15 protein-coding genes are annotated in these 20,222 nt (G+C 44.9%); 13 read left to right on the top strand and 2 right to left on the bottom strand.

Annotated features, from left to right (window positions below; all coding sequences use genetic code 11):
• The first annotated feature begins 202 nt into the window (after positions 1 to 202).
• The 6 genes from M2277_RS13775 (at position 203) to M2277_RS13755 (ending at position 9,245) form a co-directional block, all read left to right on the top strand.
• The gene (locus M2277_RS13775; protein ID WP_280754970.1) at positions 203 to 1,609 is read left to right on the top strand and encodes a helix-turn-helix domain-containing protein; all 1,407 of its coding nucleotides are present in this window, start codon (positions 203 to 205) and stop codon (positions 1,607 to 1,609) included.
• On the top strand, positions 1,572 to 1,721 hold the full coding sequence (locus tag M2277_RS13770) for a hypothetical protein (protein ID WP_155984630.1): 150 nt from the start codon (positions 1,572 to 1,574) through the stop codon (positions 1,719 to 1,721). Before M2277_RS13775 ends, M2277_RS13770 begins: the two co-directional genes overlap by 38 nt.
• Before the next feature lie 531 nt (positions 1,722 to 2,252).
• Entirely contained in the window at positions 2,253 to 4,025 is a 1,773-nt protein-coding gene (locus M2277_RS13765) for a methyl-accepting chemotaxis protein (RefSeq protein WP_280754969.1), read from the top strand.
• Between the two features lie 46 nt (positions 4,026 to 4,071).
• Complete coding sequence (locus M2277_RS13760) at positions 4,072 to 7,788, top strand: non-ribosomal peptide synthetase family protein (protein ID WP_280754968.1); 3,717 nt, start codon at positions 4,072 to 4,074, stop codon at positions 7,786 to 7,788.
• Positions 7,789 to 8,230: 442 nt separating this feature from the next.
• Positions 8,231 to 8,515 carry a response regulator transcription factor gene (locus M2277_RS31740; RefSeq protein ID WP_148247463.1) on the top strand — a complete coding sequence of 95 codons (285 nt, stop codon included), beginning with the start codon at positions 8,231 to 8,233 and terminating at the stop codon, positions 8,513 to 8,515.
• A gap of 52 nt (positions 8,516 to 8,567) precedes the next feature.
• Positions 8,568 to 9,245, top strand: coding sequence for a protein kinase family protein (locus M2277_RS13755; RefSeq protein ID WP_148247462.1), 678 nt, complete (start codon positions 8,568 to 8,570; stop codon positions 9,243 to 9,245).
• A gap of 118 nt (positions 9,246 to 9,363) precedes the next feature.
• On the opposite strand, the gene M2277_RS13750 is transcribed toward M2277_RS13755, so the two are convergent.
• Both M2277_RS13750 and glsA read right to left on the bottom strand, forming a co-directional pair.
• On the bottom strand, positions 9,364 to 9,972 hold the full coding sequence (locus M2277_RS13750; protein ID WP_036642737.1) for a zinc dependent phospholipase C family protein: 609 nt from the start codon (positions 9,970 to 9,972) through the stop codon (positions 9,364 to 9,366).
• Positions 9,973 to 10,047: 75 nt separating this feature from the next.
• Entirely contained in the window at positions 10,048 to 10,989 is a 942-nt protein-coding gene (gene glsA / locus M2277_RS13745) for a glutaminase A (RefSeq protein ID WP_036642734.1), read from the bottom strand.
• A 609-nt stretch (positions 10,990 to 11,598) separates the two neighbouring features.
• Here glsA and M2277_RS13740 point away from each other — a divergent pair.
• From M2277_RS13740 to M2277_RS13710, 7 genes are all read left to right on the top strand, one after another.
• Positions 11,599 to 12,366 carry an ABC transporter ATP-binding protein gene (locus M2277_RS13740; RefSeq protein ID WP_280754967.1) on the top strand — a complete coding sequence of 256 codons (768 nt, stop codon included), beginning with the start codon at positions 11,599 to 11,601 and terminating at the stop codon, positions 12,364 to 12,366.
• A complete protein-coding gene (locus tag M2277_RS13735) occupies positions 12,353 to 14,284 on the top strand; it encodes an ABC transporter permease (RefSeq protein ID WP_280755059.1) in 1,932 nt (643 codons plus the stop codon). The genes M2277_RS13740 and M2277_RS13735 overlap by 14 nt, the downstream gene beginning before the upstream one ends.
• A gap of 25 nt (positions 14,285 to 14,309) precedes the next feature.
• Positions 14,310 to 14,675: a YxeA family protein gene (locus M2277_RS13730; protein WP_006210006.1), complete on the top strand. Its 366-nt coding sequence runs from the start codon at positions 14,310 to 14,312 to the stop codon at positions 14,673 to 14,675.
• Positions 14,676 to 14,712: 37 nt separating this feature from the next.
• Complete coding sequence (locus tag M2277_RS13725) at positions 14,713 to 16,917, top strand: M1 family metallopeptidase (RefSeq protein ID WP_280754966.1); 2,205 nt, start codon at positions 14,713 to 14,715, stop codon at positions 16,915 to 16,917.
• 94 nt (positions 16,918 to 17,011) lie between these two features.
• Entirely contained in the window at positions 17,012 to 17,719 is a 708-nt protein-coding gene (locus M2277_RS13720) for a response regulator transcription factor (RefSeq protein ID WP_280754965.1), read from the top strand.
• A 3-nt stretch (positions 17,720 to 17,722) separates the two neighbouring features.
• A complete protein-coding gene (locus M2277_RS13715) occupies positions 17,723 to 19,135 on the top strand; it encodes a sensor histidine kinase (RefSeq protein ID WP_280754964.1) in 1,413 nt (470 codons plus the stop codon).
• Between the two features lie 430 nt (positions 19,136 to 19,565).
• Complete coding sequence (locus tag M2277_RS13710; RefSeq protein ID WP_006210011.1) at positions 19,566 to 20,222, top strand: response regulator transcription factor; 657 nt, start codon at positions 19,566 to 19,568, stop codon at positions 20,220 to 20,222.

Here is a 20,222-nt window from a genome sequence, read left to right as displayed (position 1 = left end):
CGATTGAAGCTTTGTTAGCACAGATTTGCAGGTAGGGTAAACGTTTTAACGATATTGGAGTTTAGAGAATCGGTAGGGTTTGTGATATTAATGATAATGACAATGAATCCGATCATTAGTAATAAGAGTCTCAGATATATATCTAAATAATATTGACCATTGGTATATTTATACATTAAATTATAGATCTGGGGGGATCTTATTGGAACCTACAGACAACAAGACGATTAGTGCAGAATTATTAAGATATTTAAAGCAAGAGAATCTGACAATCTCCTTCTTTGCAGATAAATCGGGAATCAACTCGGGAACACTCAGCAGAATCATAAATGGACAGCAAAAGATTTCTGTATCAAGTCTTGATTTAATAACCAAGGCTATGAATCTTGAAAAAGGATATTTTTATTCATTATATGCGACAGAAAGCTGCAGCTTGTCTTCACTTGACTGGCGACGGCTTGGGCCTTTTATCCAGAGTTGTGCCGAGCTCGGGAAATTACAAATTGTAGACCAAGTCGTCAGCCTCATGATGGACAGTCTTAGTTATGCATCGCATCTTTTTGATTGTGCAGAACATTTATTTGAAGAAGGTTATAAAGATGCTGCAGTGATTATCTACCGGAAAGTGGCTGAAAGTGAAAGGTACCAGCATGCTGAGAGATTAGCCTTATGCCAGTACAGAATCTTTACATGCTCATTAACTAAGAATCAAGAGCATAATTTAGAGTGCGCTTTACAACTTGAATCTTACATTTTACGCTTAGGAGAAGCTGAGCAACTTGATGCCTTAAAGGATCTCGCGAATTTATTTTTATCTTTACGAAAATGGACAAAAGCAAGATATTATGCAAAATTGATGGGTCATGTTTCAAAAAATCTATATGAACAGAAAGTAAACCGAAAGAGCCAGAGAAAGAAGACCATAGAGCCTGCAAAGCCACTATTTGGTTACATTTTATATGCAAACTTAATGCTAGGGGCTATCTCAGCCGAAGAAGCTGATTATGAAAAAGCTCTGTATTACGTTTCCTCTTATGAAGATCTTAGCTGGGTTGTAGAAACGGATGAAGAATCTGAGCAAACCAAGAAACAATTCAAGGACTGGGCCATTGGAAACAAGTATCTCTACCAGTTAATGTCTGGGAATACGGATGTATTGGAAGAGTACGTAGATTATGTTTCGGTTCGCAAGAACGAGGTGCTGATGGCCTTATTTAAAATTGTTCAAGCCGCAAATATTTATCGATTCGATATCGATAAATATCTTGAAGGGTTCAAGAACATCATCATGGATCAGCTCGAAAGAAGTGAGAATGTTGGAAGTTATACGACTCAATTTTTTGATGATCGCTTTGCAAACTTTTTGACAGATGTAGGTTTATATTATCTCCGAAGAAATAATATTCATAATGGCGTTCGATATATATTGGATAGTTTGGCAGTTTCATATAAAATCAATAATACAGCAAATATCGTAAGGTGCTGCAGCACAATCGAGAAAATTCGATCCCAAATAGATTATTCTGATCTTCAAAAATACGCTGCATTCATGAAGGAGGTCTACGATCAAGATGAAGAAAAAGTTAGTGTCACTGTTGTTAATTGCTAGTCTGGTCATTGTTACATTACCCAATGTTATGATTTCAGGGAATGAAGCGAGTCCGATTATTAAGAAGCCTTATACTGCTGCAAGTCCACAGCATGGTGAAGGCGGCTGGTAATACTTAATATTCGTCTATCGAGCATATGCAGGCTATAAAAGGAAAATTGAAAAGAGGATTCCATTCCAAGATTGTAATCCAACACCCGGGACCGCGTATATCGCGGTCTTTTTCTGTTTGCCAGGCAGACGGAGACAGCATGGTTATTTTGAAATAGGAATATCTATAAAATTCGAACCGTTGTCGAGAATAACACTTTTTTTGTAAGTTTATATTACTAAAGTATTAAGATTTTACGCATATAAGCCGATTATTATAGTACAAAAGATGTAAGGTTTATGAGTTTATACGGTAGTACTGTCTATTGAACGGATTTTTCACTTAACACAAATAATGAGTGAAATGTGCAAAGCCAGAAGAACATTGGAGGGAAGTGATCTTTACATATGGCCTTTTATGAAAAATGTAATCAATTCATGAAAAGCACCGAAATTATTCACGATGTCTAGGAAAGTAGGTGGTGAAAAAGCCTGATAGAGAAAGCCCTAGCCAAAATGAAATACATAAGAGATATCAAAGGAGAGACACCGAGTGAGCAAGCCTAAAACGTTCTCAAAAGGATTGAGATTTAAGAATCTTAGTATCGTTACAAGAAATATGTTATGGACGAGTCTCTATATTATTATCACGGGTGCAATCGTTATTGGTTCCAGCTTTTATATTCAGGACAACGTGCTGACTAAGCAGCTCCAGTCAGATTCGGGTAAAATCATGGGCACCTTGGTCAATAAGGTTTCAGTTGAGGATGCAGTGGCGGTAAAAGGGGCAACGGACCGTAATGCCGATATCCAGAAGAAATTAATTAGCATTTTCGACGAATTATCTATACTTTACCCGAACGTTGCGCAGGGCTATATTTTTGGACCGGAGTTAGAGGATGGCAACAAAACTTCGATAGTGGCTATGCCGACAGCGGTTCTCGACATGTTTGCCGAAGAGAATCTGAACCTTGGTGATTTATACGAACAGCCTAAAATCCATGCTGATGCCGTCAGAGAAATGCTGGAGACGAAAAAGCTCGTTCATACCAAAGCGTACACAGACAATTACGGTACCTGGATCACCGTGCTCCATCCTTTCCTGAGCGCCGACGGCGAGGTTTTCGCTTACATGGGTATCGACGTGGATGCAAGCCTGATCTCATCCGGTAAACAGGAATTAATAACGAGAACGGTCATGGCTTTGCTTATTACCTTGCTTGTTGTGTTAGCTTTGCAGTATTTCACGATCAGACGCACCTTCGCTCCGATTCAAGCGCTGATGGGGGCGTTGGACAAGCTGAGCAAAGGCGATTTTACCGTCAAACTGCAAGCCGGAGACGATGAATTGGGGCAAGTGAATGCCAAGTTCAACACCACGGTCAGTCATATCAACGAACTCGTGACAACGATCAAATCCGTATCTGAGCAATCCGCCGAGCAATCCAAGTTCCTCTTCTCTGCTGTGGAGGTCAATAATAACAACTCTTCCGTCATCACCAAGAATATGGAGGAGATGTCTGAACGAGTAGCGCTGCAGAGCACGTCCATTACCGAGAGCGTGGTTTCGCTCGAAGAAATTTCGTCCGGGGTGTCGACCATTGCCGGCAATACGTCGGATCTCTCCGAAATCTCCTTGCAGATGAAGGAACAGTCGGAGCGAGGCAATCAAAATGTAGAGCAGGTTATCGAGCAGATGAATTCGATCGATCATTCGGTCAAAAATTCAGTCCAAATCATTGAGAAGCTGCAAAACCGCTCACATGAGATTGGTCAGATCGTTCAGGTTATCACCGAAATATCTTCGCAGACGAATTTGCTATCACTCAATGCAGGTATTGAGGCGGCAAGAGCGGGTGAAGAGGGGCGCGGCTTTGCGGTTGTAGCGAACGAAGTGAAGAAGCTGTCAGAAGAATCCAGAAAATCGGCAGACCAGATCATCGAGCTGGTCCGTTACATTCAGGAGGAAACGGCATTTGCGGTAGAAGCCATCAGCGAAGGCGAGCATAACGTCGCCAAGGGAATTGAAGTTGTTAAAGAAACCGGCGAGCTGTTTAAAGGAATGCTGCTTGCAACCGATACGGTGACCAGCCAGATCCAAGAGGTGTCTGCCGCTACCCAAGAGATGGTTGCCGAGACCGAACAGATAACCGCTGCCATTAAACAGTTGGCTGAGCTCGCAGAGCGAAACTCGTCTGTGTCCGGCGAGATCCGGATCAGTGCTCAAGAACAGCAGGCGTCCTTTACTAAAATCTTCGAGTCTGCCGAGCAGATCAATCAGGTATCCGCTGAGCTGGAGGTCCTTGTTAACAAATTGCGTGTATAGTGTGATGTAACAGAAAATGTAGAGAAAAAGATGGAGCTGAAACCTTTTGAATACAACATTGATGATCGAACAAGGCAAAGAATATTGGTTGAACGAACTGCAGCTACCTTTACCGGGATTCTATCTGTACACTGATGGTCCAGCGCATCTTCAGCAGCATGAGCTCAATCGCATGGCGATTCATCTTCATATCGAGACCGATAAGATGAGGCTGCTTCGTGATTCTTACAACATCAACACATGGATGCTGACAAGCTATGCGGTTTTTCTATATCGAATGACCCACGATACCGATTTACTGATCGGTGTAAACAATCGGAAGGGGAATCTGCTTCCGCTCAGGATCAACCTAAGCGGGAATGATACATTTACACAAGTTTATAAACAGATCTCAGCCAAAATGGAGCAGATTGAGCTTTCCGATCTATCGCTTCAGGAAATAGAAGGGCTGCACGGTCAGCCGATCAGCCTACAAACGGTTTATGGCCATGCTCATACTCAGGGCCACAGCTGGCTGAACTGGATGGTTCATGAGGAGACCATGAATCAGTGGATACTGCATGTTTCCTATGCTCGGGCATTGTATCAAGAAGAGACGATCCTAAAATTCAGCAGGCATTTCGAGCAGCTTGCCAGCGCTGTTATTGATGACATGGATATGCCGATAAGTCAATTGCCTATGCTGACTGAAGAGGATTGGAACGCCTATACCATTCTCAATGATACGAAGAGGGATCTTCCGGATAACCCGACCATTGTAGCCATGCTGGCTTCCATTGTGGAGAGATTTCCGAAGAGGATCGCATTGTCTTCCGATCAGGATCAAATGACGTATGAACGGCTTGACCATGTCTCCAATCAACTCGCCCATATGCTCATAAGCAAGGGTCTGCGTAAAGGCCAGTTTGTGTCCATCTTTATGAAAAGAGGGCTGGATACGATCGTCAGCATGCTTGGCGTTCTCAAAGCCGGCGGCGCCTACATCCCGCTTGATCCTTCGCATCCTGATGAAAGAAATGCTTATATTATCGAAGATACCAAGTCGGCTATCATTCTGACGCATCAGAACTTTACAGCCAAGCTGGATGGATTATTGGCTGGATTTAATTCGAAGCCGGAATTCTTCTGTTTGGATGACCAGTTCCTTCAGTATCCAACCGATTCCTGCGGCGTCCAGGTTGAAGCTGAAGATTTGGCGTACATCATCTATACATCGGGTTCTACAGGCAAACCGAAGGGCGCACTAATCGCCCACCAGGGCGTTGTGAACCTGGCGCTGGCCAATCAAGAGAAATTACAGATGGATGAACGGGACGTTATTCTGCAGTATTCTACATTCAGCTTTGACGCGTCGGTATATGATATTTTTGGGTCGCTGGCTTGTGGTTCCAGACTGCACCTGCTGTCCGATGAGCAGCGTTTCTCCATCGATGCCTTCACAGAGGCAGTGGAAAATACGAGTGCCACGCGTGTAGCGATACTGCCTACCGTATTTTTCAATCAATTGGCGGCCTATTTGCCTCTGGAGGAGATTCAGAAGTATCGTAACATTAAGAGCATCGTGGTCGGCGGCGAGGCTTTGGCCGGGGAAACCGTCAGGATGTTCCAGAAGAAACTCCAGATTCCTATTGTGAATCTTTACGGTCCTACTGAAATTACGGTAGTGGCAACAGGACATATCGTGGATTATCCGGTCCCTGATGATTTGGCCACGGTGTATATCGGGACGCCGTTTGCGAACTATGAATTGTATATCGTGAATGAACACAACGCATTATGTCCAACCTGTGTAACCGGCGAACTGCTTATCAGCTCGGTAGGTGTAGCCAAAGGGTATTTAAATCAGCCCGAGAAGACAAAGGAAGCCTTCATTCAGGATCCGATAATGCCGGAATCCGGAAAGCAGTTTTACCGTTCTGGCGATTTGGTCCGCCTGCTGCCGAATGGACAAGTGGAATACCGGGGAAGAAAAGATTCCCAGGTGAAGATCAGAGGTTTCCGTATTGAGATCGGTGAAATCGAGGATAACCTGGCTAAACACGAATCGGTGAAGGACATCGCGGTTATCCCGAGAACGGATGAAGACGGAACTAAGATATTGGCGGCTTTCTATACATCGAATGATGGACAGGCAGCTTCCGCTAAAGAGCTGGCGCAGTTCTTAGGTCAGAAGGTGCCAAGTTATATGGTTCCTAAGTATATGTGTTTTCTGGATGAGATGCCGTTATCCCCGACAGGTAAAATCGACCGTAAGAAACTTGCGTTATACGAGTTGTCGATGGATCTGGAAGCGGATGATTCCCAGTATGAAGCACCGGTTAATGAAATACAGCTGAACGTGAGTGCTGCCTGGGAAAAAGCGCTCGGCCAAACCAAAATCAGCATCCACGACGATTTCTTCGATATTGGCGGATATTCATTGAAAATACTGGAGATTCTGGTGCAACTCAAACCGCATTATCCCCATTTAAAAATCAATGACTTCTTTGTCTATCCGACGATTGCTAAATTATCGGAGAGAATTGAGGAATTGGGCAGCGCAGAGACCCCAGCTGAACTTATGGACATTTCAGGTCAGCCCATTCAGGATTTGGCTGAGTATCCGCTCGCTTTCCCTATTCGTAATGCTTCCATAGGCTGCGAGTACACCCAGCAGCACATACTGCTGACCGGCGCGACAGGATATTTGGGCTCACATCTACTGCATGAGTTATTGCGTCAATCCACTGCAACCGTGTATTGCCTGGTTCGTCCTTCGCAGCATATGGAACCTTACGCCCGCCTTGAGCAGATCATGACCGGCTATTTCGGAGAAGGCGTTAAGTCATTGATGGATAAACGGGTTGTGGCTATTCAGGGAGATTTGGAACAAGAACATCTTGGCCTGCGCATAGAAGATTGGGTATGGGCACAGCAGCACATCGATTCCATTATCCACTGCGGAGCAGAAGTGAAGCATTTTGGCGACTCCGACTATTTTGCCAGAGTCAATGTAGAGAGTACGGATCGTCTATTGACATTAGCTCAGAGCAGACCTCACATCCGCTTCCATTTTATATCTACGCTCGGTATCCCTGAGGATTTGGCACTTGGTGGCCAGTGGGATGCTATCGTTGCAGGATCAGGATATGAAGAGTCGTATATCGAGAATGTCTACACGAACAGCAAACTCGAAGCAGAGAAGCTGGTCATTAAAGCGGGTATGGAGAGAGGGATTGCGGCAGCCGTTTATAGAGTCGGTAACTTGTCCTGTAACTCCGAGAGCGGTATGTTCCAAAAGAATATCGATAACAATGCTTTTTACCGAATGCTCAAAGGTATGCTGCTCTTAAAGAAAGCACCTGACGTGCAGTGGCAAGTGGATATTACGCCGATTAATTATGCAGGAGAAGCCATTACCGCGTTGGTTCTGCAGCAGGAAACCGTCGGGCGAGTATTCCATATCTGCAATCCGGTCGCTATCCCTTATGAGGAGATGGTGGAGCACTTTAAGGCCATTGGCTATGATATTTCCCTGATGCATTGGAAGGAATATGAGACATGGCTATTGGATCCACAGCAGCCGAAAAACAAGGAAGGCCTGGAACTGGCAATGGCACAGTTTGAAGGTGATGGGGCGAAGAATTCTGTTTATCGGTATACTTGTCCTCAAACGACGGAGTTCCTGTTACAATCCGGAGTGAAATGCGCTGTGCCAGATCAGCAGTTCTTCAGAAAAATGGTGAATTATGCTTCTGATATCGGATATTTTGTTAAGCCCTAGTATGTAGATACATCCAAGAAAGGAACCGCGAATCCTCTTCGCGGTTCCTTTCTTGATAATATACAAACAGATTGAACGTTTCGACATTTTCCGTGATAATGGAGCTATGTAAACGATGCCACGAAATAAAGGAATGATTCGATGAACTCTTCGTCACAGCCTAATCTCATTACCAAGTTGATCCAGCATACTGCGAAGCTACCAGAACGGCACGGATCGGCAGCCAGTTAGAAATTTTACTTCTCTTGGGACAGGCCTACGCATTACAAGAACTTCCGGATTCTTCCTTGAGTGCTATCGGGAGGGCCATATTGATCGGGCAACCGAGGATTATGTCCGTATCTTTATAGATGAAGGCCGCCCCATGCTCCAATTGCTTCAGTAGTGGACAAAACAGTTTCAGGGAGATCATAAATCGTATGAGTTTGGTTACGCCAATCATTTGCTGGATACGTTTAAACGTGATCCGGAATGCGATGATTTCAAGTCAGTCCATGACCCGGGAGCGGTTATTTCCGAGATTCACTTCACCAAGCGGGAACTGGAATTGCTAGTCCTCATAATGGAAGGAAGCTCCAATGAGGAAATTGCCCAAATGCTCATGATCTCAACCGAAACCGTGAAACGATACATTCATAATATTTATCAAAAGTTAGAGGTTAAAAACAGGGTGCAGGCTGTCAAGAAAATTAAGGAGAACCACTTGATCCGAAGATGTCTTTTATGATGCGAGTATGGTACGATCATACTGATTTTATCCAGTAACGATGAGGTGGCTCATGAGTAACGAACAATGGAAGCAGGCTGAAACCGCATTATCTCGAATGGAGGTTATTAAAAGCGGAGACAATGATCCTGTGACGATTGAAGGAGAATCGGACGATCTGCGCTGTATCGGAATAGGTACAGATGCCGCTGTATTTGTCTACGAACCCTTGCCTTCTTACGCATACAAATTGTATGCAAGTCAGGCGCTTCCCAAGAAGGAAGCGGAGATTGAAGTTTATCATAAGCTTACGGGCAACCCCTATTTTCCGGTGTTTTATGGAGCAGGTGAGCGCTATGTCGTGATTAGCCATGAATCGGGGTTAACCCTGTATGACTGTTTGCTCTATGGTGTATCTATCCCTAAGCAGGCAATTGATGACGTCGAAGCAGCTCGAGCTTTTGTCCGGGACAAAGGTCTTAACCCACGCGATATTCACTTAAAGAATGTATTGCTGCAGGAGGGGAGAGGCAAAGTGCTCGACGTGTCAGAGTATATTCAGGACGGGAACGACAAGAGGTGGGAGCATCTCGTATGGGCGTACGACAATGTCTACCCGCTGCTGGAAGGCAAGAAGCTGCCGCTTTGGGTACTGGAGGCTGTAAAAAACGGATATTACCGTCTGGATCCATCCAGCGTAAATATGCAGGAATTTGCGGATCGAATTGGCAGATTGTTTTTCAGAAAATAACCATGCTAATTCTTATTGTTCATATGGAAACAAACGAATGGGGAGTCGTGTATTTAACGGCTCCCATTCATTTTCTACTAAAGCCATTTAGATGAAGATCATATATTTTGCATATATTTTAAGAAAGCATAGGTTTGATATTCAGTAACCCTAAATCAACGGATGTCTCGATATAACCAATGATCTGATCAAGCGTAAAGACCTGAAGGCTTTCGTTTAAAACTTCTATATCGTACTCCATATCGCCTAATACATAGGGAATGAATTCTTCCACATCACTCGACTTGACTTCTTCCAAATCAAGTATGGCAGAAGGATACCGGAGTATGCTGCCCAATATATCAGTAAAACCGTAATATTCTAATAATTTTCCATTCAGCACATGAAAATCATGATGGTATAAACGATATAATTCCGTATTGGCTTCCATTCGGTTTCTCAACCAGGGGAGATTAAAGCCCTTCAGCCAGATATCATCCGCAATTAAATGTGTAAAATATCCGAGTATATAGGGGCTGTCTGCTTGCGAGCGATATTTATGCAGAAACCCTTTATAATCAATGTGTCTTGAATGATCCAGTACCTCACCTCGAAAGAAATGCGACAAGTCTTTGGGTGAGACGGCGTCCGGAGCAACGCTTCCAAGTAAGAATGCTGTTCTCTCTCCTATCGAAAGGATATCTGCCATTCGATTAGCAATGATCAAGTGCATGATTCTCGAACCCATAGCACTCTCACCCTTTCACAATCTTTTTACTGTGCGGCTCTCTTAGCTAGGACATCCGAGCGTTGAAGATACAAGTTAGAACATACTCCAATCGAGCTCTCGGGAGATCGTCTGCAGCAGGTGGACACCGGCGTAGCTGTTGCCCTTATCGTTAAGTGCCGGGCCTACAACGCCAATGCCATAACGTTCTGGAACCAGGGTTAATATACCGCCCGAGACACCGCTCTTGGCCGGCAATCCGACCTGGATGGCGAACTCCCCGGATGCGTTGTACATTCCGCACGTTGTCATGAACGTCTTGGCGATTTGGACGTATCTTCGAGGGATTAGTTGCTTGCCCGTCAGCGGATCCGTACCATTGGAAGCCAGCACCAACGCCATTCTGGCCAAATCGGCGCAATCGACAACAATCGAGCAGTGACGAAAGTACACATCCAGCACCTCTTCAACATCCCCACTGAGAACCCCGTTCTCCTTCAAGAAAAATGAGATGGAACGGTTCAGATTGCCGGTATCCGATTCCGAACGGTATACCCCCATGTCATAGTCCAGGCGGTCGTTTCCCGCAAGGTCCTTAAAAAAATGAAGGATCCTCTCGGATTTCTCCTCCGGACTGCTTCCGCGGATCAAGGAAGAAACCGTAATCGCACCCGCGTTAATCATCGGATTGAATGGAATGCCTGGTCTCACTAACTCCAGCTTCAGCATGGAATTGAAGTTATCTCCTGTCGGCTCCATGCCGACCTTGCTGAACACTTCATCTTCGCCATTGTCCATCAGAGCCAATATCAGCGTAAACACTTTGGAGATGCTCTGCATCGTAAAGCGCAGCCCGCAATCTCCAGCGGAGGCGGATTCTCCAGTTGCACTCAACAGGGTAATGCCTAAGGCGTTATGGGGAGCTTTAGACAGCTCCGGGATATAGGAGGCGACGTTGCCTCTCGTAGCACAGGGCAAGCTTGTCTCCAGCCAGCGGGGCAGCTGCTGCCGGATGGATTTCATTTCGGGCGATGCCATAAAGTAAGCTCCTTCCTGGAATTCAGAATCAAACCAATTTGTTTCTAACGCTCATTTTTCGGAGCTCGTGCAATCATCACCCGATTCACAGCTGTTCAGGATTAGTCGAGATTATTCTATCCGATCGATTCATCATTCATCAACTGTTTTATTATTCGATTTTCAATGTAGAACATTATGATAAAATGAGACTTAGAAAGAAGAGGTGCAGTAAGCTTAACGTGCCTCTAGAGGACGCTTCCTTTAAGGATCTCGAGCAGGATCATGAGCTACTCCAAGCTGTTGATTACTTATATCAAAGGTTTCAGGATATCGCTCCAGATAGCTTGAAGCGAATCAGTATGTTCATCCGATCGAATCATGAGGACTTTGTCTTGATCGTAGAAGAGTAACGCTGATGTTAGGCATACAGAATTCATATAACGCTGCAACCCGCACAGAACCATACCCTGTGCGGGTTTTTTCGTTTGGTCTGAAGCCTTATATCGTTGAAAGTGTTTGCCCTCACTTTGTTAAGCTTTATGTAAGGTTCGTATAAATATAGTGTAAGGTTCGCCATCTATAATTACATCTGTGCTTAACAATCCACGACTTGAAGGAGAACGTTAGATGACAACTATTTTACAAGCCAAACATGTAGGAAAAACATTCGGATTAAAAGGAAATCAATATACAGCATTGCAGGATATTAATCTTGAGATTCAAGAAGGCGAGTTTGTTGGCATTATGGGTCCTTCCGGGGCAGGCAAATCGACGCTGCTGAATATTTTTTCAACCATTGATACGCCGTCAGCGGGCGAGATCACGATTGCCGGTCAGAATATCGTGACGATGAACGAAGAGCAGCTATCAGATTTTCGCCGGAATAAACTCGGATTTATCTTTCAGGATTATAACTTGCTGGATACACTCACGGTCAAAGAAAATATATTGCTGCCCTTGGCCTTGTCCAAGGTACCCGCAGCCGAGATTGAACGGAGGGTGAACGAAATCGCCGATACGTTCGGCATTCGCGAGATATTAAATAAGTACCCGTACCATATATCAGGCGGTCAGAAGCAGCGAACCGCAGCTTCGCGCGCCATCGTTGCAAATCCTAGCTTAATATTGGCAGACGAACCGACAGGGGCGCTTGATTCCAAATCGGCAACGAGCTTGCTGCAAAGCTTAAGCAAGCTTAATGAGCTTCATCATTCCACGATCATGATGGTCACTCATGATGCTTATGCGGCAAGCTACTGCAAACGCGTCATTTTCATTAAGGACGGTCAATTGTATCAGGAACTTCATAAAGAGAATCCACTGCGCAAAGTGTTTTTTGAACAGATTCTGGAGGTACTGGCTGAACTCGGGGGTGAGCATGATGACGTTGTTTAGCATCGCGAGAAAAAACATCCGCAAGAACTTCACCCATTATTTTCTGTACTTCGCATCGATGATCTTTAGTATAGTCATCTACTTCACATTTGTTTCATTAAAATACGACCATACGATTCAATCCGCATCGGAGGCCTCCACGAAAATCAGCTCAGCCTTTAGCGCAGCCGCAGTGGTGCTTATTATTTTCGTGGCCATCTTTATCTGGTATTCAAACTCATTCTTTACGCGCAAGCGCAAGAAGGAGGTAGGGCTGTATTCTTTGCTCGGTGTGCGCAAGAAACAGATCGGGCGCATGTTATTTTATGAAAATTTTCTGATGGGTGCTCTGGCGTTATTAATAGGAATTGCACTTGGTTCCGTGCTCGCTAGGTTCTTCGTATCACTCTTGATGAAGATAATGGGTTACGATGCGGTTTCGAATTTCTCGATCTCGCCTGCCGCGATCCTCAACACAGCCATTGTGTTCATGATCATAACACTCATTACTTCACTGCAAGGTTACCGCTTGATTTACCGCTTCAAGTTAATTGAATTGTTTCATGCGGATCAGCAAGGGGAGCAAGAACCGAAAGCGTCATGGATCACGGCATTGCTGTCTCTGGTGTTAATCGGTACCGGATACTGGCTTGCCCTGCAGAACCTGCTGCAATCCAGCGTTTGGGCTAAACTCGGATACATGCTCACCCCGCTCGTGATTCTGGTCACGGTCATTATTGGAACGTATTTCTTGTTCAGTACCTTGACCGTTACGCTGTTGAGACTATCCAGAAGAAATAAGAAGCGGTACTGGAACGGGATGAATATCATCGGCATATCCCAGCTTCTATACCGGATTAAAGGCAATGCACGTACGCTTACGATTATAGCGGTGCTCAGTGCTACAACACTGACTGCTGTAGGAACGGCCTACAGCTTCTATTACAGCAATGCAAGCAACGCGCTGCAAGCGAACCCAAACAGCATGATGTTTATCAGTGGGGACAACAGTACAACGAAGCGGGTTGACGAGATGATATCTTCGTCCCCGGACCATAAGCTGTTGTATCACACTACCGTTCCGGTCATTGAAGTGGATGCGGATGTCAGCGGTCTTGGTGATCTGTTTGCTGGTGATATGCAGACATATACCGTGATTTCTAACCGTGATTTTAATGAGCTCGCGAAATTGCAGGGCAGTGAAGACACCATCGAATTAAAGGGGAATGAGGCTGCTGCACTGGAGCCTGTTTATTATGAAGGCATCTCACCCAAGTATGTGGGAGCGGAAGTTCAACTTGAGCAGAACAAGCTCCGGGAGAATATCACCTTTACGGAATTGAAGAAATACAGTGTGCTGAATCCGGCTACTGTCTATTCCAGCATTGTGGTAAGTGATGAGCTGTTCTCCCAATTGGAACGGCAGACCCAATCCATTCAGTTAGAAGCTTACGGGATCACGAATCAGGATAAAACGAAGCAGTTGACGGCGGATATCGAGGCGATATTGCCGGATAGCGCATCACTGTCCAGCTATTATCGCGATTATGCCAGAGGCATGGAGTCTACGGGACTGTTGATTTTTATGGGAGGATTCCTTGGACTCGTCTTCTTGACGGCGACGGGCAGCATCATTTACTTCAAGCAGTTAACGGAAGCGAATTCGGATAAGGCGAGGTATCAGATTCTGAACAAAATCGGTGTGCATAAACGAGAGGTCAGAAAAACGATTGCCCAGCAGGTGATGTTTATTTTTGCTCTGCCGCTGATAGCCGGCATAACCCACTGTGCTGTCGCGCTGTCCGCATTGTCCAAGCTGCTCCATATGGATATTGTGATTCCGGTTGTGATTTGCATGGGCGTGTATACGTGTATTTATCTGGTCTACTACGTTATCACTGTGAATGCCTACTATAAAATCGTAACCAAAAATAAATAAACTTAAATTGCAGAGGAGAATAACCATGAAAAAAGTGATGATTTTCGGAGGCATTTTAGCAGCACTTCTCATTGGATTTATCATTTTTATTCAAAATGTGAACATCAACCGTCTGGGTACGGACCAATATTATGTGCAAATCCAAGAGGGCACCCGAGTGGAAGATAAGTCAGATGATGGTAAAAAGTATATTTATTATGAATATACCCTGGAAGGATTCGATAAAGAGGGAGCAGCCAAAACGCTAACCTTTACGGCGCAAAAAGAGCTCCGCAAGGAAGCTTATCTGCGAGTGTATGTTAAAAAATCGGGTGTTGGCTCCTATCAGGAAGTTCAGGCTAACGAGCTGCCGGAACAAGCCAGGGCAAAGCTTGAAATGTTAGAGAAATAAGACCGTAAAGAATTCAAAACTCAGAGGAGAGAATCATATGAACCCATCCAGAGAAGCTATATCAACCTTATTCAAAAAAACAGTTTTCAGCTCGCTTGCACTGATCTTGACAGCATGCCCACTCATCAATGCGGGCAGCGCTGCGGCGGGCGCAGCGCTTGTTCCGACGATTTCACAGCGTGCAGCGAATGTGGAGGCTCAAGCGCCTGTTCAATACCAAATTCAAGCCCGGTTGAATGAGAAGAAAATGACGATGCAGGGGAGTGAATGGATTACTTATCTGAACACAAGCAAGGATACATTGAAGCAATTGGTTTTTCATACTTATGCCGATGCCAACCGCTCGAAGTCTACTCAGACAACCATGTTCAAGCGATCCAATGAAGAAATCAGCAGTAACAACCCGGACAAGAAGCCGGAAGACTTTCTTGGTGGCATTGATATTGAAGGAGTGACGGCAAACGGCCAAGCTCTTGAGTTTAGGAACAAAGACCAGGCCCTGACGGTGCAATTGAAGCATCCCATTCAGCCGGGAGAATCGGTCTCGGTTCAGATTGACTTCAATCTGAAAATACCTTACGGTTCACAGCGCTTATCGTATTATAAAGATATCATTAACGGAGCCCACGGGTTCCCGGTCATGTCTGTCTATGACGAGGACAAGCATCAGTGGAATACAGCTCCTTACAGCCGTACATTCGAGACGGATTATTACACCTCGGCAGACTATGAGGTTTCGCTAAACGTTCCCGACGATTATCAGGTAGCAATGCCCGGCACGATCTCGGTACGAAATGATGTGGTGAACGGACGCAAAGTGGTGTCCACTGAGGCCCGGAATACAAGAGAGTTCGTATTTTTTGCCAGTCCGAATTTCAAAGTGGACAGTGTTACCCGTGATGGTCTTACGGTGGAATATTATTATTTTGACAATCAGCCAGGGAAGAATAAGCTTGTTGAACGATACATGGATGAGGCATTCAAAGCCATTGATTTTTTCAGTGATAAATACGGTGTTTATCCCTACCCTGAGTTTCGGATTGTCGAATCGTACGTGGAGGGTGTGGCAGTCGAGTACGCACGGGTGATTCAAATGGGGCAGATCAAACGTAATGCCGATCCCGCACAAGACACCGTCTTCGTTCATGAAATCGCACATCAATGGTTCCATGCGTTGATCGGAAATGATTCCGAGACCGAATCCTTCCTGGACGAAGGATTTGCGGACTTTTCCAAGGTATATTTCGCCGAGAAGCAGGGAGATAAGATGAATGGCTTTAAATCCATTCAATTTGACGACTCCTCCATCGATCGCGCCATAGCGTCAACCAATGAAGAGGTGGGAGACTGGGCCAGTCCGGTTTATTATGATAAAGGCCGTCAAGCGATATATCAATTGTACCGAACCGTCGGAGAAGCGAAGTTTGATGAATTTATGAGAGAATATTTCACGCGCTATGTGTATCAGAATGCTACAATGGACGGACTGCTTCAAACCATTGGAGATGTGCTTGGCGAAGAAGCGCGTAATGAAATGAGAACGGCCCTGTATGAACCGAATTTTAAACTGAAGACCGAATATCAAATGTCGGATAAGGAGAAATCTGCATATCTGCACGATCAGTTCCAACTGTTGTATCAATCATCCTTAACCCAGATTCCGGGTTTGGCTTACGAGACCATGAGCCGCGTGATCGACAAAGCGCTTCAGGGTGAAGCGTTAACCATTGTTCTCAGCGATCAAGCAAACAAGTCAGCAAGCAAGCAGCAGGAAGATATGGTAAACCAATTGACGATGTTTCTGGATTTAAGCGGAGTCGACTATGACGTAATCAGGGATCGTCAGATGCTGAAGAGGAAAATGAAGAAGGAACTGGGGACCAGCAACCTGATTGTGATCGGCAATGAGAAGACAAACGGTTTTGTGCAGGCTTTAAGATCCAGCATCATCGAACGGGCCAACAAAATAGGGTTTGCATGGAAAGCGAATATGAATCAACCTTCAGCCGCCGGTGCCTACATTATCAAACATCCATATAATCAGAATCGCTTGATGCTGCACTTCTTCTGGAATGGAGATCAGGTAGCCGACGGAGGATTTGAATCTTACCTGATGAAGATGCAGGAATCCATCGGATTCACGAGTGCTTATTATCAGTATTACGTGTTGGACAAGACGGGCAAGGTGACGTCGGATAAAAAAGTGGAGAACCCTCTTTCCCAATTTTTCGCGGAGGAGTAAGCTGGAGGTTCGGGATCGATTTCTTGGAGCCGCCGCTTGGGTATAGCGGCTTTTAAGGTGGGAAAGATGTTGTTTATAGCAGGGGGTGAACGAAATGGGATTTGATCAGAAGGTACTGATCGTTGATGATGAAGCCGATATTGTCGGACTGCTTCAGACTGTCTTGGTCAAGGAAGGCATAGATCAGGTATATACAGCAGCTACTGCGGAAGCGGCGTGGGATGAGTTCCAGAGATGCCAGCCCGACATCGTCATTTTGGATATCATGCTTCCGGACGGAGAAGGTTACGAGGTATGCAAGAAAATCCGTGCTGTCTCCAATGTCCCCATATTTTTCTTATCGGCCAAGGCGGAGGAGATTGATAAAATCTTGGGTTTTGCCATCGGTGGCGACGATTATATCACCAAACCGTTTAGTCCTAAGGAAGTGGCTTATCGGATTAAGGCACGTTTCCGAAGGGCTGATCCTGTTCAACTGGAGGATAAGGCTAATCGTCTCATTAAAGTAGGCCCTTTTGAGTTAGATGAGGAGAAGGTGGAGCTGAGGAAGAATGGCAAGGTCATTCCGCTTAAACCGAAGGAGCTGGGATTGTTGACACTGCTGCTTAAACATCCGGGTCAGATCATCAGTAAGGAAAGCCTGTATGATCAGGTATGGGGCGAGGAATTCTTCGGATTTGATAATACGGTCATGGTGCACGTAAGGAGGCTGCGGGAGAAGATAGAAGATGATCCTTCAGCACCCCGATATTTGCTGACGGTAAAGGGTCTCGGATATAAGCTTGTCGCAGAGGATGAATAGGGTATGAAATGGAGGTTGACCGGCAGGTATCTGTTCTCCGTTGTTCTGATTGTCGTTATCGTCATTATTATGAATATCATGGTGGTACTCGGGTTATTTGTCTTGCAGGCGATGAACGAGGATTTCCCGCTAGCTGAGAGTGAAACCTCTGCAGAGGCAATAGCCCGATCCTTTAAGGAACATATCCTTATAGCAGAATCAGGTCCGTCAGTTACCGAAAGAGGCAAGGAGATTCTTCGGGATAATCAGGCGTGGGTACAAATATTAGATGAGAACGGCAGGGAAATCTATCGGTATCTCGCACCCGAAGCGGCCAGAACAAAATATACCCCCATCGATATCGTGCAGATCTATAAGTATGTCGAGAAGGAAGTTCTCTCCACCGTCTTCATTGGCGAGAAAACAGTGCCGAACCATCGATACAGCTACTTGGTAGGTTTCACGACTCCATACCTGGAGCGGCAAGTATTAACCTTCGATTCCCGTAATCTAGGACAGGTGCTGAAGGTGTTTAGCCTGACAATCATCGCGGTTGATGGAATTATCGCCTTATGCATCGCCTATATTTTTAGCAAGCGGTTGACCAAACCACTGCATATTCTGATAGACAGCATCAAGAGCCTGGCTAACAAGAATTACAACGTCTACCATAGACCTAAAGGGGTATACAAGGACGTCTTCTCCAACATCAATCATCTATCTCAGGAACTGAAGTCAAGCGAAATGGAAAGAAAGAAATTGGATGCCATGAAGGAAGAATGGATTGGTAATATCTCGCATGATATCAAAACACCTCTCGCTTCGATACAAGGGTATGCCGAGATGATGAAGGATCCGGAGTATCAGTTCTCCGTTGATGAGATGAGGGATTACGCCGAGATCATTGAACGCAAATCCATCTACTTGAAAGACGTCATTGAGGATTTGAATCTGTCCACGCGATTAAAGAATAGGGAGCTGACGTTGAACAAAAACAATATCAATATCGTTCGTCTGGTTCGAAATGTTGTAATTGATACACTCAATGATGCTCGATATTCCAATCGAACCATCGATTTTCAGTGCAGTGACGAGTTCATATCCATCGAGGTTGATGGTATTCTGATTCGCAGAGCCATAAGCAACCTGATCTACAATGCTATCGTCCACAATGAAGAACATATCGTCATTAAGGTCCGGGTGGAGAAGAATGGGCTTCATACCCTGATCCGTGTTGAAGACAATGGGAAGGGCATTAAGCAGGAGGAGCTTGGGCGAATATTCGATCGGTATTTCCGGGGAACGAATACAGGTGAATTGCACAAAGGATCAGGCCTCGGCATGGCGATAACGCATGATATTATTATTGCGCATGGAGGAGATATCCAGGTCAAGAGTGAGGTCGGTCAAGGCACCACGATTGAAATCCGGCTATAGGAATTAATTAGATGCAAGCGGGTTATCCTAACAACAAGGATAGGCAGCGAATCGCGAAGCGAGCGCAAAGAGCGCTGGTAAAGGATTCATGAACGGCATATTAACTAACCGCGAGAATTCGCGGTTTTTTTGTGTTGGTGAACTTAAGGAATTTTTAATATTTTTCACACTTTTTCTTAACAAATGGTCTCTAATCTCTAATCAATGGGAGGAACAGACAGCAGAGGGAGATAGAAATTAAGAGGCTTCACAACTGGTTGATCTTTCGTGAGGGCAAATAACATTGGGTATTGTCAAACTGTACGACTTAGACCAGAATTATAATGGTATCAGCTTTATGATGGAGGCGTTGAAGTTAGCAGCACACTATGCTTGTTATTGTTTGAGTTAATAAATACGTATTGAACGTCAGGTCAGGAGAAATAAGAAAATGAATAAGAAGATATTGATCGTCGAAGACGATATTCACATTTCCAATATCATTAAAATGAATCTCAACATCGTGAACTATGCGACCACGGAGGTATATGATGGATTGGCGGCGCTGGAGGCAATAGAACGTGAGACGTTTGATCTCATTCTGTTAGACGTTATGATTCCCAAGATAGATGGTTTTGAATTGATGTCAAAAATCCAACGCCATCGTATACCCGTTATTTTCCTTACCGCAAAAAACTCGGTATACGACAAAGTCACCGGACTCAAATTAGGGGCGGATGATTACATGGTCAAGCCTTTTGAGGCGATCGAGCTCTTGGCCCGTATTGAAACTGTGCTACGCAGATACGGCAAAGAAGAATCCATGATGCAATTTCAAGACGTTCAAGTCAACATGGACAAAAGGGAAGTGACCATCCATAGCCAACCCGTAGAGCTGACACCGAAGGAATACGATTTGTTAGTTGTGTTGCTGAAAAATAAGAATATCGCCCTCTCACGAGAGCAATTTCTCGATAAAGTATGGGGCGGCGACTATTTCGGTGAAACAAGAACGGTCGATATGCATATCAAATCGCTGCGCAAAAAGCTTCATTTGCAGGAAAATATCAAAACCATATACAAAATCGGCTACCGGCTGGAGGATTGA

The sequence above is a fragment of the Paenibacillus sp. LBL genome (genome assembly GCF_029893715.1).
Classification (GTDB): Bacteria; Bacillota; Bacilli; order Paenibacillales; family Paenibacillaceae; genus Paenibacillus_AQ; species Paenibacillus_AQ glucanolyticus.
This window is presented reverse-complemented; position numbering and strand designations above follow the sequence as displayed.

Excerpts from the sequence above, each read along its gene's own strand:
- M2277_RS13720 (WP_280754965.1), top strand. The coding sequence starts at position 17,012 with ATGGGATTTGATCAGAAGGTACTGATCGTTGATGATGAAGCCGATATT.
- M2277_RS13750 (WP_036642737.1), bottom strand. The coding sequence starts at position 9,972 with ATGGGTTCGAGAATCATGCACTTGATCATTGCTAATCGAATGGCAGAT.
- M2277_RS13735 (WP_280755059.1), top strand. The coding sequence starts at position 12,353 with ATGACGTTGTTTAGCATCGCGAGAAAAAACATCCGCAAGAACTTCACC.
- M2277_RS13725 (WP_280754966.1), top strand. The coding sequence starts at position 14,713 with ATGAACCCATCCAGAGAAGCTATATCAACCTTATTCAAAAAAACAGTT.
- glsA (WP_036642734.1), bottom strand. The coding sequence starts at position 10,989 with ATGGCATCGCCCGAAATGAAATCCATCCGGCAGCAGCTGCCCCGCTGG.
- M2277_RS13715 (WP_280754964.1), top strand. The coding sequence starts at position 17,723 with ATGAAATGGAGGTTGACCGGCAGGTATCTGTTCTCCGTTGTTCTGATT.
- M2277_RS13755 (WP_148247462.1), top strand. The coding sequence starts at position 8,568 with ATGAGTAACGAACAATGGAAGCAGGCTGAAACCGCATTATCTCGAATG.
- M2277_RS13770 (WP_155984630.1), top strand. The coding sequence starts at position 1,572 with ATGAAGAAAAAGTTAGTGTCACTGTTGTTAATTGCTAGTCTGGTCATT.
- M2277_RS13740 (WP_280754967.1), top strand. The coding sequence starts at position 11,599 with ATGACAACTATTTTACAAGCCAAACATGTAGGAAAAACATTCGGATTA.
- M2277_RS13710 (WP_006210011.1), top strand. The coding sequence starts at position 19,566 with ATGAATAAGAAGATATTGATCGTCGAAGACGATATTCACATTTCCAAT.
- M2277_RS13730 (WP_006210006.1), top strand. The coding sequence starts at position 14,310 with ATGAAAAAAGTGATGATTTTCGGAGGCATTTTAGCAGCACTTCTCATT.